Origin of the sequence: Pseudonocardia sp. MH-G8 (genome assembly GCF_002262885.1) — a bacterium.
Lineage (GTDB): Bacteria > Actinomycetota > Actinomycetes > Mycobacteriales > Pseudonocardiaceae > Pseudonocardia.
The window spans coordinates 78,129-94,593 of record NZ_NKYF01000002.1; the positions used below are offsets into that span (position 1 = coordinate 78,129).

The following is a 16,465-nucleotide window of genomic DNA, read 5'->3' on the forward strand; positions in this document are numbered from 1 at the left end:
CTACCTGCCGAACCTGGCCCGGATCGCCCGGGCGAGCGCCTGCGCCGCCCGGTTGCCGGCGCCCAGCAGCACGGACAACCCCGGTGCCGCGCCGCCGCCGATCCAGCGGCGGACCGCTGTGCGGGGTGGGGTCCTGCCGCCCTCGTGGGGGACCAGCCGGTGCAGGAGCCACAGCCCGGTGACGCTCAGCCACCCGGAGATCGCCGTGATGGTCGTCGGCCGGTCCGGGCCCAGGGCCAGCACCAGAGCCACGCCTGCCAGTGCCGCGGCCAGGACCGGCGCCACCGCGCCCAGCTCCCGGCGGAGGCCGGGCGGTCGCACCCCGGGCGGGCTGTGGGTCAGTCGCGCCCGCCAGGCCTGGATCTTCGACGGCCCGCGCAGAGCTGCGAGCGCGACCACCACGACGCCGCCCGCGACCACCAGCGGCAACCACTGTGCCGGCCAGAGCGCGAGCAGACCCCAGTACAGCAAGCTGACGTTGCCTGCCGCGCCCATCACCCGCAGGTAGGACCCTCCGAACCTGGCCGGCTGGACCGCCTGGACCATCCCCAGCATGCTCGCGTAGCCGAACGTCACCGTCAGGACGACGGTGGCCGCGAGCATCACCGGATCGAACACGCCCCAGCCCGTGTCGATCGTGAGCAGCACGTTGCCCGCGTTCGAGGTGATCGGGAACGCCACCCACCTCACCAGCCACGCCGCGGTGCGGTCGAACCGCTCTCCCCGTGCGTGCACGCTGCGGTAGGCAGCGCTCACCACCGACGCCCCGAACATCGCCGCCGTGGCGGCGTAGAGGCCCGAGATCCAGGCGCCGGCCCCGGAGCCGGACACCGCCGACGGCACCAACCACGCCAGGTTGACCACGAACGTGCTCACCAGCACCACCGCCAGCACCACCCCGGCCGGCCCGGGCCGCAGCGGGAGCAGGTTCAACCCACCCCGCAACGCGTACCCGGCGTTGCTCGCCCCGCCGGGGAACAGCAGCGCCAGCGCCACCGACGGGACCGCCACCGCCAGCGCCACCACGCCGGTCTGCAGCCACCGCGCCAGCGAGTCGGCCCACCGGCTCCCGAAACGGATGGGCGACCACCACGCCCCGAGGCCGACGACGAGCGAGCTCGCCACGATCGCCAGGCCGCGTGCCACGTCCAGCGGCGCCGTCCCCGACACCGCCATCCAGACGCCGACGCCGGCCGCGATCGTGGTCGCGACCTGCAGACCGAGGTGCGCCAGGTTCGGGAGGAGGTCTCCGATGCCGGCCGCGTGCCACCGACCCCTCCCCCATGCCCAGGCCGTGCGGGCGGCATCGCGCACCGCGCTGCCGATCGCGATGCTCATCGGCTCCACCAGCGCGAGCGCGACCACGGGGAGGTGCAGCAGCAGGTGTCCCCACCCGGCGCCGACCGCGGGGGGAGCTCGCGGCTCGGCGGTGCGGTCGTGGTGGCCCCTGCGGGCGCGGGCCACCACGGCACGCGCGTCGACCAGCGGCTGCGCGAGCGCGGCCGCCACCGAGGTGTGGTCCGCGGCCGGCGGCCCGTGGAAGTGCCCCGTCTCGTGCGTGGCGACCTGCTCCGGCCATCCGCGGGGCAGGCGGCCGGCCTCGCGGTGCCCGGTGATCTCCGCGGCCGTCGAGGCGAGCATCGCGATCTCCCAGCCGGACGGGCCAGGCCATGCGTAGGCGATCAGGCCCTCCAGCAGGTCTGCGGGATCGGCGACGCCGGCCTCGCGCAGCGCTGCGGCGAGGGTGGCGCCGTCCAGCAGCCGCACCGGCGGCGCGACCGGGCCGAGGGGGCTCGCGGGCCCGGTGACCAGCGGCGCACCGCGCGCGACGGCGGGCAGCACGGCGCGCAGCGCTGCCTCGTGCGCCGGGTCCATCCGGCCACCGACCACGAGCGGCCCGCCGTGACCGTCGTCCTCGGTGCCCGCGTGTTCGGGCGCGATCAGACCGGTGCTGTCGGTGAGGTCCGCGATCGCGACCCAGGGCTCGTGCACGCGCTCGAGGTGCTCCTGCGGGGTCAGCTCCGAGCCGAGCCGGCGCGCCACCACATACCCCAGCACGCTGTGCGGGGCGATCCGGTACAGCACGTCGGGGTGGAGCAGATCGAGCTGGCCCGGCAAGGGCCGGAGCCGGTCGAGCTCCGCCCCGAGGACGCTGACCGTCCACAGCAACTCCCCGGCGGCGGCCAGCCCGCCCGGCAGCTGCGTGGCACGGGGCAGCTGCGGCCCGATGCTGTCCAGGCTCTGGCGGAGGTGCGCCAGCGCCCGCGCGTAGCGCAGCAGCTGCCGCTGCGCCTCCGGGCGGTCGCCGCGCGCGGACTCCTCGACCACCAGCCGGTGCAGCAGCCCGAGGTCCGGTTCCGGCCCGGACGGGCGGGCGTCCGACCACGCGGCCCAGCCCACGTCTCTCGCCTCGGAGTCGGCGCCGTCGAGCAGCGCGGCCCGCACGGTGGGCCACTGCGCGGAGAAGCCGGGGTGCAGGTCCAGACCCCGCACCTCGTCGACCGGGACCCACCGCAGCTCGCTGCTCTCGTGGTTCGCGGTCGGGTCGAGCAGGTACTCGGCCTCGGCCAGCACCCAGGTGTAGGACCAGTCGCCGTGGTCGTCGACGTAGCGGCCGGTGACCCGGTACCTGTCGGGCAGGACCCGGGCCTCCTCGTACGCCTCCCGGCGGGCCGCCACCTCCGCCGACTCCCGGTAGTCCGCGGCGCCGCCGAGCAGGCCCCATGTCCCGCCGTGCTGGTTCATCCCGGAGCGGTGCTGCATCAGCACCCACCGGGTGCCCTCGGGATCCCGGTGGGTCAGCAGCAGTCCGGCCGCGCCGTAGCGACCCCAGTGGGACTCCCCGCAGCGGCACTCGACCCACCCGTCACCGGACCGGTGCGGCCCGACTCCCGGCTCCGCGGCCTCGTCCACGAACATCGCGGCCCGATTGCCCACCAGGAAGAGCCTGTCGTTCCCCAGCCCGGTCGAGAGTGCGTCCACACCGCTCAGGGCCGCCCACAGCCCGAGGTCGTACTCGAGCGCCACGGCGAGGTTCTCCTGACCGCGGCGCCGGGCGGCGGCCGCGTCCATCGTGCGCCACCGCATCGCCTCGTCGCGGTGCAACGCGATCGCATCCGCGTGCAGGTAGCCCTGCAGCATCGCCGACCGGCCCACCCGTCGGCCCGGTGCGAAGGTGGCAGGCCACCGGGCGTACCCGGTGGCGATCTCACGGTCGGTCGTGAAGTTCGTTCCGTATCCCCAGAAGGTGGCCGAGTGCCCGACGAACGCCCGCCCGTCGCGGAACTGCTCCGCCCTGCGGATCGCGTGCACGTCGTGCAGCCCGCGGTACACGGGCACGTGCCCGGCCGCCACCAACCGCGGCCAGTCGGCTTCCCGCACCACGACCGGTCGGCCGTCCATGCCCTGGGCGGCCCACACCTGGCGCACCGCCTCCTCCGGAGGCAGCGCCGCCAGCCGGGCGAGCTCCGCGTCGGACCACTGCGCCACGCCTGTCCGGCGGGGCCCGGCCTCCAGCGGCTCCCGCCACGGCGCCCCGGTGCCGGCGGCCCTCCGTCCGGGCACGGCGAGCCGACGCGCGACGACGGCGCGGAGCGCGGCGGTCACCTCGGCCAGCGGCGCGGCGCGATCGTCGGGCCCCCTGGCCCGCACCTCGTCGGCCAGCCGGTTCATCAGGACGGCGGCATGCGCACCGAACCCACGGCCGCCGTTGAGCACCTCGCTGTCGGCGACCAGCAGCAGGACCAGGTCCGCCCAGGCCGCCACGAAGGACTCGGCCGCCCCCGTCCGCGGCAGGAGCTCGAGCAGCCCGTCCATCGGCTCGACGAGCCTGGTGAAGTCGGGGTGGGTGTACCAGTCGGCCAGCGACCCGGCCGCGAGCGCGGGCGTGATCCGGTCGGGCAGCAGCCCGAGCAGCGGCCGGCCCGCCGTGAGCAGCGCGACCGCGGACGCCGTCCGCTCACGCGACGAGGTGGTGGCCCACTGCGGCCGGGTCCATGACACCCCCGGCCCGCGCACCGCACCAATCCAGTCGATCGCGTCCCGGCCCAGCAGCGCCGCCCAGCCCTCGGCACGGTCGAGGGTCTCCGGCTCCACGCCCGTCACGACCGTGGACACCGCATCGCGGATCCGCCGGCGGTCCGCCGTCGCGGGCGCGGTGCCGAAGCGCGCGGTGGTGGCGAACAGCTCCGCCACGACGCGCCGCTGCGCCGACGTCAGCGGCTTGCTCCCGGTGCGGTCGCCGAGGAGGACGGTCAGGCCCCACAGTCGGTTGAGGTCGTGCCGTGCCTGGTCCTGGCGCAGGGCGAGCTCCGAGTTCCACCAGTGCCGCCACAACCCACCCGGGTCGTCCACCAGCTCCAGCAGGGCGATGGCGAGCGCGCTGCGGCGACCGACGGCGGCCAGGTCCGATGTCTGCGCCGGCGCGGACTCGAGGACGGCCCGCTCACGCTCGACGAACCCGAGCAGGTCGGCAGGCCCGGGCGAGGTGTCGAGTTCGGCCAGCAGGCCGGCGGTGCCGGGCAGCAGGGCGAGCGCCAGCACCGCCAGCCGGGCGCGAGGAGCCGCCTGCGACCACGTGTCGAGCCAGCCCGGACGCCCGGCGGCCGGCAACGCGCTCGACACCACCGACCTGGCCGGCTCCCCGAGGACGTCGGGGTCCGTTGCCCCGGTCAGTCCCTCGACGCCCACCAGCAGCGCGGCGAGTTCCGCGCTCTGCCGGTCCAGACCGTCGACGGCATCCGCCGCATCCGCAGGAACCTCCCCTGCGGGAGCGGTCAGCGGCAGCAGTTGCGCCAGCCGGGCCAGGTCGAGGGTGTCGACGCCCACCGGGCGGCGCCCCGTACGGAGCAGGTGGACGGCCTCGGTGAGCGCCAGCCGCCGCCGGACGTGGGGCACCAGCTGCGCGGTGCGCTCGTCCAGCGACGACGGCCGCGGCGACCGGGCCGCCTCCTCCAGAGCCCGGGTGAGATCGTGCAGCGTCGCCCAGGCCGGGGCCGGATCCGCCGCGCTCCGCGGGCGGTTGCGGAACTCGTCGGGGTGCTCGGCCATGGCGCGCACCCGGTCGAGGGTGTCGGCGCGCCGCTGGGCGGCCCGATCGCCCGGCACCACGGAGTACCGGTAGCCGCCCGTCGCCCGGTCGAGCCGCGTGATCAGCTCGCCGGCGACCGCCTTCCGGGAGCGGCCGTCGACCGCCCGGCGGTAGCCCTCGATCCGGAACCGGGTCTCGTAGGCGAGCAGGTCGGCGAACCACTCGCGATCCAGCCGGCCGGACCCGACCAGCCGGCGCACCTCCTCCAGCACGTGCTGGAAGATCACGATCGCTCCGCCGGGGGCGTGCTCGGGATGCACCCACCCGAACGCGATCAGCGTCCCGCGCGGATCGAGCACGCCGGCCTGCTCCAGCGCGTCGACCGTGGCGCGGTCCGCGTCCCAGGTCAGGATCGGCACCGTCGCGGGCGGCCCGCGCGGCAGCAGCGTCAGCTCCTCGCCCGACAACGGGCGCATCCGCGACGCCAGCTCCGGCAGGATCCGCAGCACCCGCCGCGCCACGCGACGGGGGAGGTCGCCGACCGCCAGCGCACCGCCGCCGTGGCGCGGGAACAGCCTGCTCCACCACGGGCGGGCGGCCACGGGTGCCGACGGCGTTCCGACACCAGGCGTGGTGACGTCCCACGTCCCCGCGCCTCGGTGGTCGTGCACCCACACCGGGCCGCCGGCGCGCACGAGGTCCGCCAGCTGCCCGGACGTGAGGACCTGACGCTCACCCGTGGCGAGCAGGTCCCGCACCTGCGGCTCCGCGTTCGGGAGGGGCAGGCGGTGGGCGCCCGGCGCGACCACCTCGTGCGGGTGCACGCGGGCCAGCTCCTCCCGGGCGTTCTGCAGCGACCGGCCCTCCACCGGCGGGAGCACGCCCGCCGCGAGCACCTCGGCGAACCAGGCCAGGCGCTGTCCGACCTGAGCCGCGAGGTCCTCGTTCGGCATCACGGACAGGACCGCGGGGTGCTCCGCGAGCAGGTCGGCGAACTGCGCGAGCACGTCCTCCTCGGTGAGCCGGCCGAAGATCTGGCGGAACATCGGCACCACCAGGGCGAAGAACGCGTCCGGCCCGCCCAGCGACTGGTCGAAGTCGATGCGGTGGAGCTCCCCGCCGCGTCCCAGGAGCAGGTTCGTCTCGAGCAACCCGTCCCAGTCGCCGAGCAGCGCCGTGATCGCGTACTGCTGCGCCAGGGCGTCCCGCAGGTGCGCGGCGTTCGGGGCGGAGAGGGAGACGTGCCGCCGGCCCTCGGAACCCTCGACGTACTCGTGCAGCTCCACCACGTCACCGACCTCGACGACGCGGTCGCCGTAGTCCGGGTCGACGATCGGTTCGACGGCGACGGCCAACCGCACCACCGGCACGCGGACACCCGACGCGGCGAGCCTCCGGTACACGGTCGCCGCCGTGATGCCGGGGAGCATCGTGTCGACGTCGGCGGCCCGCTGCTTGACCACCCAGCGGCGACCGGCCGCGTCGACGGTCAGCAGGAACTTCGGGCGACCGTCGCGCAGCGCCCGGCCCGGCGCCAGGTCCCGCAGGTAGCGCTGCCCGCTCAGCTCGTACAGCGGCATGCCACCCACGCGCCGGGACGGGCGGGCAGCGCGCGCCGCCCGGTACTCGTCGGCGACGGCACGCTGGATCCGCCCGATCAGCCCGCGGACCTCGCGGTCGTGCTCCGCCGCGTCGGTGAACCCGTCGCGGGCGTGGCGCCGCTCGTGGGCGAGCACCTCCTGCCACATGCCGATCCGGCGCAGCACCGCGAGCCGGTGCTCGAACACCGCGACGACGAGGGTGCCGCCCGGCTCGCGCCAGCTGAACGCCCAGACCCCGAGGATCCGCCGGACCTGCTCGGGGGTCGCGTCGAGCGCGCGCAGCGCGTCCGCCACCGCCGCCGGCTCCGGAACGACCAGCTCCTCGCCCGGTCCGACGGGCAGGGCCGGGGCCTGGCTCGAAGTGGCTGCCGTCCTCGGCGACGGGGAGAGCCGGACCGCGGCGAAGGCCTGCTGCGCCAACGCCGTCTCCTCGTCGGAGAGCAGGCCGAGCGCCCCGGCCCCGCCGATCCCGCTGGCCCCTCCGACGTGCAGCAGGACACCCTCGCCCCAGGTGCGCACCGGCCATGGCGCGTCCGTCTCGACCGCGTGTCCGCGGTCCGCCAACGCCGCCCGCACCGCGTCGGCGAACGAAGCGGGGCCGGCCGCGTGCAACTGCGCGAGGTCGGGCAGGTGCCGGTCGGCCGCCGCGAGCAACTCCGGCGGCAGCGTCGCCAGCGCCGCCGCGTAGCCGCCGTCGCGCTCGCCCTGCAGCCCGCCCTCCGGTGTCACGAACACCTGCTCGGTCCGCCCGTTGCGGGTGCCCTCGAGGGTGATCGGTCGGTGCAGCCGCGCCGCGATCAGCCGCACGTTGGTGAGCACCGCGTTGCGGTCCCGCGTGGCGGTGCTCGTGATCGTGACGTCGCCACGGGCGGGCAGCAGGGCGGCCATGGCGGCATGCCGATCGGCGACGAAACCGAGCGGGTCGGCCAGCGCGGCGTCGGCGGTCAGCTGCGCGAGGTCGGTCCGGTGCCTGCGCGCGCCGGTCCACGGCACGAACGGCGTCGTCGCGCCCCTGCCAGAGAGCCACCAGCCGCGGTCCTGCGGGCTCGCGGACTCCTGGACGGCACGCGACGCTGCGAGATCCCGATCGAACAGGGTCACCGTGGCGAGGCCACGGTCGTAGGCGGTGGCGGTGCGCCGCACCGCCAGCGTGTCGTCGCTTCGCAGCACCCCGCGTCGCAGCTCGACGACGAGCTCCAGCTCGGCCGCCACCGTTGCGCCCTTGCCCTTGACGTAGATGCTGGTCTCGGCACGGGCGCCGGCGGTCACCGCCCCGGAGTGCGTGGACTGCTCCCCGCCACTGAGTCCCGCGCTCCCGGCGGGTTCGCTGCTGCTCCCGCCCACGCCGCGGCCCACCGGCAGCATCCGAGCGTCGGACACGCCGGTCGTGACCCGGGTCTCCGTGCGCCGCACCGTGCGCAGCTCCAGCTCGCGATCGTCGACGAGGCTGCGACCGCCTGCCGGCCGGGCTCGCACCACGACGTCGATGACGGTGCGGCCGCGCACCGGGATCGGCAGGAGCACGGCCCCGTCGGCCGTCGCCATGTCGCGCAGGAACGCCGTGAGCCCGTTCGCGGCGATGGCGTGCTCGACGTCGGCGCGGTGCTCCTCGGCGCGGATGCGGCCCAGCATCGTGGCGCCGCTCAGTGCATCCACGATCGTGTCGACGAGGGTGGGCGCCTCGACGGCTTCCACGCTGAACGCCGCCGGCAGCCCGAACGGCCGCACGTCCTGCAGGCCCGGGTGGGTGCGGGCCCGCACCGCCGCCCGGGGCGCGGGCTTCGCCGTGACCGCCTCGGACAGCCCGTCGGGCACCAGCCGCACGACGGAACCGTCGAGGACGACCGGGGCGCCCACCTTCGGCCGCCGCAGCCACCGCCCGCCCACCTGCGCCGCGATGGTGACGCGCAGGCCCTGACGGATCCGGTCGGCGCCCTGGAACGAGGCGGTGCCGTCGAGCCGCGTGCGCTGCCGCACGACGCCGCCGGCACTGCCACGGGCGTGGTCGGTGCTCAGCTTCGCGTCCCCGCCGAACCCGCTGCCGCCGGCCGCGTGGTCGCCGTTCACGCCGGCGCCCGCCGTGCGGCCCCACGTCGCACCGCGCTCGAACTGCTGGTAGCCGTAGTCCTGGACGATCTGGACGACCTCGTCGGTCTCGTCCAGGCGGACCGCGTCGTCGACGAGGCGGGCGGTGATCCGCACGTCCACCCGGTGCACGCGGTCGGCGCCCGGCGTCGGGCCGCGGACCCGCACCGGGATCCGCACGCTGAAGCCGCCCCGGTCGAGCATCGCGTCGAGCTTGCCCAGGAAGCGCTTGCCCGCCAGGTCGTTCCACAGCCGCTGCCACACCTGTGGATCGTGATCGAGGGCGCCTGCGGGTAGCTGCTGCGCGACGGCCGCGCGCACCTGGTCGAACAGCCGCGCCCGGACGTCGTCACGCGACAGGGACACCGACTCGATCGACGACTGCCCCAGCCGCGTGCGGAACTGCTCGGGCAGCACCACCCGGACGGCGCGCCGCGCCCGCTCGACACCGGCCCGGACCCGGTCTTCCACCGTGCCGCGCAGCCGCTTGACGGGGTAGCCGTCCCGCGTGCGGAACAGCGCGTCGAGCCGCCGCTCGAGCGCCGCACCCCGCCCGGGCGCCAGGACGCCGCCTTCCCGCAGGAACCGGTCGAGCACGCGGTGCGCGAGCGCGTCGTCGAGCAGCAGGTTCTTCTCCGCGAAGCGGGCGATCACGTCGGCGACCTGCTCGCGGGGCAGCTGCCACAGATCGCGGGCGTAGAGGTCGAGGGCGACGCGCTCGGGCAGCGCGAACACCAGACCGGCGTCGGCGGCCTCGGGTGCGCCGACCTTCCCGGGGCGGCCCGCAGCGACCCGCAGCTCGAGCGGCATCGCGTAGAGGTAGTGCTGGCCGGTCTCGATGGTGAGCCGCTCACGGCCCCAGATCCGCAGCCACAGCCTGCGGACGCCACTCGACCGCGACACCGATCCGCTCGCCCCCACCGAGGCCTTCGGGCCGGACACCTGCCGCCAGCCGAACCTGCCGTTGACTCCGGCGTTCCACCCGCCGGAGCTGCCGAACTCGGCACCGCGGCTGCCGAGCGTGAGGTTGATGTCGCCGGTCACCAGCGCGGAGGCGCCCAGGAACGTCGCCTCGCCCGGCGTCCCGGACACCTGCATCGCGACGCGCCGCGCCCGCCACCCCTTCCCCCGCACGGCGAGCGACGTGCGGTACCCCTCGGCCAGCAGCTCCCCGAGGTGCGAGCGCGTGCCGTCGACGCTCAACAGTTCCCGCAGGTGCTGGGCTGCCGGGGTGTCGCCCCGCATCGCGCGCGCGGCGAGCCGCTCCGCGATCACCGCCACGTTCCGCGGGCCGTGGCCGGTGTCGAGGCCGAGCGCCGTCATCCGCTCCAGCACCTCATCGGGCACGGGCTGGGACGCCGCGCGGATCGGGTCCGTCGACGGCAGCCAGTCGCTCGGCAGGTACACGCTCGCGGTGCCCGGCTCCGAGCCCAGCACCGTGGGGCCACCGCGGGGCGCCAGCCGTTCGACGACGACCCGGTAGCCCAGCCGGAAGGCCGCGGTGGTCGTGGTCGACTCGACCAACGTCACCTGGTTCACGGTGTCGCCCACCGAGGTGCCCCAGCTGCGGCCGCGGCTGTAGCCGAACTCGCCACCGACGCCCGGGGTCGTGTCCCCCTGCAGCCCCTCCGTGGCGGCGTCGCGGTCCGGGCCGAGGTGCAGCGTGGCGGCGATGACCGCGACGAGCTTGCTCGTGCGTGACCGGGAGCGGGAACGGCCGGAGGTGTTGGAGCCGATGTCCAGCCCGACCATCGTCCACTGCGTCGAGTGGCCCAGGTAGTCCAGGTCGTCCCAGTCGGCCTCGACGCGGACCCGCAGCGTGACGTGCTCGGGTGCCCGCAGGGCGCGGTAGCGCCGCAGCGACAGCACGAGACCCTGCTGGGCCGCCTGGTCCAGGCTGCCCGCCACCCGCTTGCCCGAGAGCTGTTCCGCGATCTCCGCCGCGTTGGCCCACTGCGTGGCCAGCAGCAGCCGGTCGCCGGACCACTCCGCGGGGTCGGTGGGAGGCAGCAGGCCCTCGGCCCGCAGCCGGTCCTCGATCCTCGCCCGCAGCCGGTCCAACCCGGTCATCTCCCGGACGAGACCGTGGCCGACCCCGCGGATCTGTCCCGGACCGCTGCCGATGAACGTCGGCTGCGCGGCCAGGTGGCCCTCCGGTGCCGCCGTGTCCAGCGCGCCGCGCACCGTCTCCGTGCCGTCGCGGTGGCGGCGGACCGCGGCCGCGGCGACCTCGAAGCCGTGCGCGTAGGCGTCCGCCTCGGCCATCCGCACGAGCACCCGACCCGCGGCGCGCACCGGCTCCGCCGTCCGCCCCGGCGCGTCGAGCCACCGGATCGCGACGGAGTGCTCCAGCTCCAGCAGCTCCGCCTGCGTGTAGCCGGAGTGGCGGTGCACGCCCGGGTGGATGGCGTCGCCGCCGACGCTCGCCCCGACCGTGCGCGACCACGACTGCGACAGCGACCCCTTGAGCTCGGCGCTCAGGCGCACCAGCCACCGCAGCGGCCGCGGAAGGCCACGTTCGATCCCGACGCCCCGCGACCGGCCCGAGCTCCACCCGCCGGAGACCTTCGAGAAGGCGACGTGGAGATCCTCGATGTGCTCCTTGGTGCTGGGCGTACCCAGCGCCGAGGAGCCCGTGACACGGCTGCGCACCGTCAGCACGGCGAGTGGCCGGCCACGCCCGTCCGTGATCGTCGGACGCCACCCGTCCGGGTCGTTCACGGTGGTGTCCAGCCGCGACGGGAGCCCGTGCACCAGCAACGCCCGGACCTGCTCACGGGTCAGAGCACCGACCCGGCCGTGCCGGGCGCCCAGCTCGGCGACCACGCCGTCGGCGAGCTCCTGCAGCCCCTCGGCCCACAGGGGCGCGTGGAACGGCAACCCGGGACGCGTGGCCGCGCGCCGGACGGTCGCGGGCGGTCCGCGCGCCTCGTAGGTGTGCGGGACCGCCAGGCGCAACACCTCGTCCCGGGTCTCGACGCGGGTGGGTGCGGACCAGCGGGCCCGGTGGTCGCCGCGGCGCACGGCGATCTCCCAGCCGCCGGACACCTCCAGCAGCACGGACGGGCCACGGTTGTCCACCACACCGCCGCCCACCAGGTAGCCCGCCGCGCCGCCCGACGTCGACTCGTTGCGCCCGACGTTGCCGCTGGCCTTGCCGACGAACACGTCCGTACCGACCGACAGCCCGAGGCTGCGCGCCACCCCTGCGGTCACCGACGCGCCGGCCTGGGTCAGGTCACCCAGCATCACCTCCGTCACCTGCTCCTCGGTCGCGACGTCCTCGACGACCCGGCCCGCGACCCACCGCAGCGCGAGCTCGGCGCCCCCGACGCGCAGCACCAGGCCGTCCGCGGTCGCGGCGCGGCGGAACTGCGCGGCCAGCTCGTCGGCGAGCTCCTGCTCGGTGATCCGGGTGCGCACCCCCTGCCCACTCAGCAGGCCGGCCACGGCCGACGTCAGGCCCGGCAACGCGGGCAGCCGATCCGTCGGGACCCCGGCCGGCAGCGCCGACCGCGGCGGCACCGCGTCGTCCAGCGCGGCCTGGTAGGACCCCACTCGGCGCGCCGCCGACTCCGCGGCCCGCAGCGCATCGGCGAGCACTGCGTCCCGGACGTCACCCGCACCGAGGCCGTGCAGCCGTCGCAGCACCTCGGCCAGCAGCTCGAGGTCCGCGCGGGCCTTCATGGCCGCCGTCGCCGCCGCGTCGTACGCCGCCGCCGTGCGGACCAGCCGATCGCGACGCTCCCGGGTCACCAGCGCGTCCGCGAGCGCCTTGCGACGCCGCTCCGCGGCCGACCGGTCGGTGTGGCGGCGCGTCCGGCCCGCCTTCGCCGACGCCGAGCGGGCCTGCGTCGCCGCCTCCGCCGACGCCGTGCGCTTGGCCCTCGCCCGCTCGGCCAGCTCGCCGTGCACGTTCCCGAACGTCCGCGCGAGCGCCGTGACCAGGCCGGTCAGATCCTCGGACGGCGCGCCTGCCAGCTCCTCGACGCCTGCCCGGATCGCCGCCATCGGCTCGTCCAGGTCGCGGTGCAGCGCCGCCCGGCCCAGCACGGCTCCGGTTGCGGGGCCGGTCTCGGTCACGACGTCGCCGAGCCGCGCTCCGTCCACCGTGAGTTCGGCACGGTCCACGGCGGACGGGCCACCGTTGGACGCGAGCACGACATCGGCCAGTGCCTGCGCAGCCGGGTCGCCGGTGGCGTGCAGGACCCCGAGGGCGTTCAGCACTCCGGCGATCGGGGCGGTTCCGAGCGCCAGGCCCAGGTGCGCGCCCCACCAGGCCACGGCCTCCGCCCGCACCCGGTCGGTCGGCGCACCGTCGTCGATCCGGCCGGCGAGCAGCGCGACCTCGGCACGGAGGTCGGCCGGACGCACCCGGACCCGGGCCCCGTCCGAGATGCGCGCCAGCACGCGGCCGCGACTCCATGCGGGCGTGAGGTCCAGCAGGCCACCGGCCTCCAGCAGCAGGTTCAACGCATCGTGGCGGCCCCCCGACAGCGCCGCTTCCCATCCGACCTGCCCGACGACCACCCGGGGGCGGACGCCCGCGTCGAGCGCCGCGACGATCGCGGCGTCGCGCCGTGCGGTCGCTTCCGGGCGGTCCGCGATCGCCGCGTTCACGAGGGCCTCGTGCGCGAGGACGACTTCGGACCGCAGCCCCGCCCGCTCGGCCCGCGCCCGCCAGGCCTCGGTGACGGTGCGCGGCGCGGAGCGGACCGTCCGGCGCAGCCGCTCCCGGAGGCCGGGCGCGCGGTCCAGCGCCCGGAGCACGTCGACGCGGGTGAAGCCACCCAGCAGCGCGCCGTTCTGCGCGGCCGTCGCCGCGCGCCAGAGGTCGCGGCGCGCCGTGTCGACCGCGTACTCGGCGGAGTCGAGGGCCGCGGCCGCCGCCTCCTGCTCGGCAGCGGGGGCCGCCGCTTGTGCCGCTCTGCGCCCGGCCAGCCCGCGCTCCGCCTCGGCCAGAGCGGCCTGCGCCTCCTGGACCGGCTCGAACAGCGCCTGCAGCCGCCCGGCCCCGCGCAGCCGCAGCGGCAACAGCCCCCGCAACCGCGAGGACGCGGGCGCCGTGCGCCAGATGGCGTCGCGCAGCCCTGCGCTCAGCATGCCCGCCAGCTCGACGGCCGGGCGCTGGGGCAGCCCGTGGTCGCCCAGCACGTCGACCGGGTTCCGCACGAGGGCGGCCAGGTACTCCGGCGGCGCCCTGGCGAGCAACCGACCGAGCGGGCCGCCGACACGGTAGCGCCGCGCGCCGTTCCGGGACGCCACCTCGACCAGCAGCCCGGCGGTCGCCAGCTCCTGGAGCCGCGCCTCGACGCCACCGCGCTGCCCCGACGCGGCCAGCTCCCGCGACAGGGCCGCGAGCCACTCCGGCGTGCCCGCCCGCTCGTGCAGCGCGAGCAGGTCACCGGCACCGATCACGGAGGGCGTACGACCTGCCGCGATCTCGCGCTGAGCGACCGCCGCGACCATCCGCCAGACGACGAGCGCATCCGCCGTCGTCCGGCCGCGGACCGGGAGCCCCGCGGGCGGTACCGCGGTCCACACGCTGCGCAGTCGCTCCCGCGCCCGCGTGCGCACGGCGGACCGCCGACCCAGCCACAGCATCGCCGCGGAGAGGCCGGCGCCGGCGCCGGACAGGATCCAGCGCCACCCACCGAACCCGCCGTCGCCGCCGGACCGCGCGGCGGGCGGGTCCACCGGCTCCGGCGCGGTCGGCGTCGCGGTCGGCCCCGGAGTCTCCGACGTCCCGGGCGGAGTCGGAGTCGGCGCCTGCGGGCCGGGCTCCTCACGGCCCGGCTCCCGCACAGCCTCGGACGGCGGAAGCCGCAGACGCTCACCCGGGTGGATGAGGTCCCGGCTCGCGAGCGTCGGGAAGCGGCCCGGGTTCGTCTCCACGAGAGCGTCGACCGTGGTGCCCCTCGCCGCGGCGATGCCGGAGAGCGTGTCCCCGGGCCGCACGATGTAGCGGTTCTCGATGGCGACCGTCCCGCTCGGCGGGGCCCGCGGCTGCGCGTCCGCCTGAGCCGGCCCGGCCAGGAGGCCCGCACCCGCACCGGCGATGACGAGTGCCAGCGCCGCCCCCGCCAGCACGCGCGACCCCCAGCCCGCCGCCTGGTCCGAGCGTTCGGTGCCCGTGCGCGTCGCGGTCATCCGGTGCCGGACCAGGCGGGTCACGAGCACGCCGACGCCGGCCGCCGCTGCGGTCGTGGCGGCGGTCAGCAGCGGTGCGCCCACCCCGGTGGCCGACGCCGACGCCGAGGCTGCGGCAGCTGCCGGAGCGGACACCAGCAGCACGAGGACGGCGACCGGGACCGCCACGGCGAACCGCGCCGTCCACGGGTGGGCGGCAGCCCACCGTGCGAAGGCAGCGCCGGTCGCACGCAACTTCTGGACGAGTCCGGCTCGTTCCGGGTCCGATCCGCGAACCTCCGCACCCGGGATCCGGCCGAGTGCGTCCCCGTGCGCCTTCGCCGCCGCGAGCCGCGCCTGCAGCGGACCCCGCCGCGCTTCGAGGGCACGGACGCGGTCCTGCGCGTCCGCGTCCCGCGCGGCCTCGAGCCGCTCGTCCAGCCGCGCCAGGGCGGCGGCCAGCCGCTGCTGCCGATCGTGCTCCTTGCCCCGCGCCCAGTGCAGGTGCCTGCTCTCGTGCAACGGCGGCACCGCCGCGCCCTCTGCGGCCAATGCCACCCGCATCCACTCGCTACGCAGGCGCGCCGTCCGCGAGGACAGCCACTTGCGCCCCGGCTTCCAGTCCAGCCGCTCGTCGATCCTCGCCAGCTGCGCGGCCAACCGCTCGATCGTCGCCGAACGGCTCGCCGAGGCCCGCTGTGCGAACTCGCCGGGCAGCCGCTCGAGGACCTCTCGGATCTGCGCGGCCCGCGCCTCGTTCTCCTCCAGCGCAGCCTGCAGCCGCGCGCGCCGCCGTTCCGAACGCGCCTTCCCCAGCTGCGCACGCTGCCACGCCTGCTCGGTCAGGTTGCGCACCAGCATCCGCTGCGCGTGGTTGACCAGGTGCCGGAACGCCCGGTCCGCCCACCGGTCGGGCACACCCGCCAGCCACCGGCCCAACCGCCCGGGCGCCACCTTGACCAGGCCCCGGGCCAGCGCGGTGATCAGGGTGCCCACCACCCGGCTCACGCCGGTCCAGAGGTCGACCACCTGCCTGCGCGCGTTCCGCTCGCGCACGATCTCCTTGTACAGCCGGCGCGGTTCCAGGATCGGCTGGTCACCGAACGCGAGCAGCAACCCGGCGAAGTGGAACGTGTACAGGGTGAGCCGCCGACCGGCGATGCCCTTGTCGTACGAGGCGACCCAGTTCCCGAGCCGCTTCCACATCCGCGTCCACCCGATCGCCTTCGGGGCGCGCACCCCCGGCATCGTCGTGACCTCGGCCGGGCTCTGCCAGAACACGTACACGAACGGCCCGAACTGCAGCCCGAGCACGTTGAGCCGCAGCCACAACCGCCCATCCGGAATGACCGTGAACGGCCACTTCATGCGGTTCTCCGGCTCCTCGTGCAAGCCCCTCGACATCGAGGTCGACAACGTGCCGAGCAGCACCCCGGCGACGCCCACCAGCTCCAGCGCGACGAACGGCGCGAACGCGTGCGTCCACAGCGGAACGCTCGCCAGCGGGACCAGCAGCGCCACCATCCACGTGCGCTCCCAGCGGATCGAGCCCAGGAAGCCCCGCAGCCCCGGCCCCGCGTTCGGCGCCCGCGTCGTCTTCAGGTGCGGGAACATGTACCAG

The 16,465-nt window shown here is 76.2% G+C and carries 1 protein-coding gene (running past one end of the window); it reads right to left on the reverse strand.

Going from position 1 to position 16,465, the window contains the following annotated elements; all coding sequences use genetic code 11:
• On the reverse strand, nt 1–16,465 hold the end of the coding sequence (locus tag CFP66_RS07680; RefSeq protein WP_094921765.1) for an NUDIX domain-containing protein. 19,091 nt of this gene lie beyond the right edge of the window; the window shows 16,465 of its 35,556 coding nt (coding positions 19,092–35,556); the start codon falls outside the window, past its right edge; the stop codon is at nt 1–3.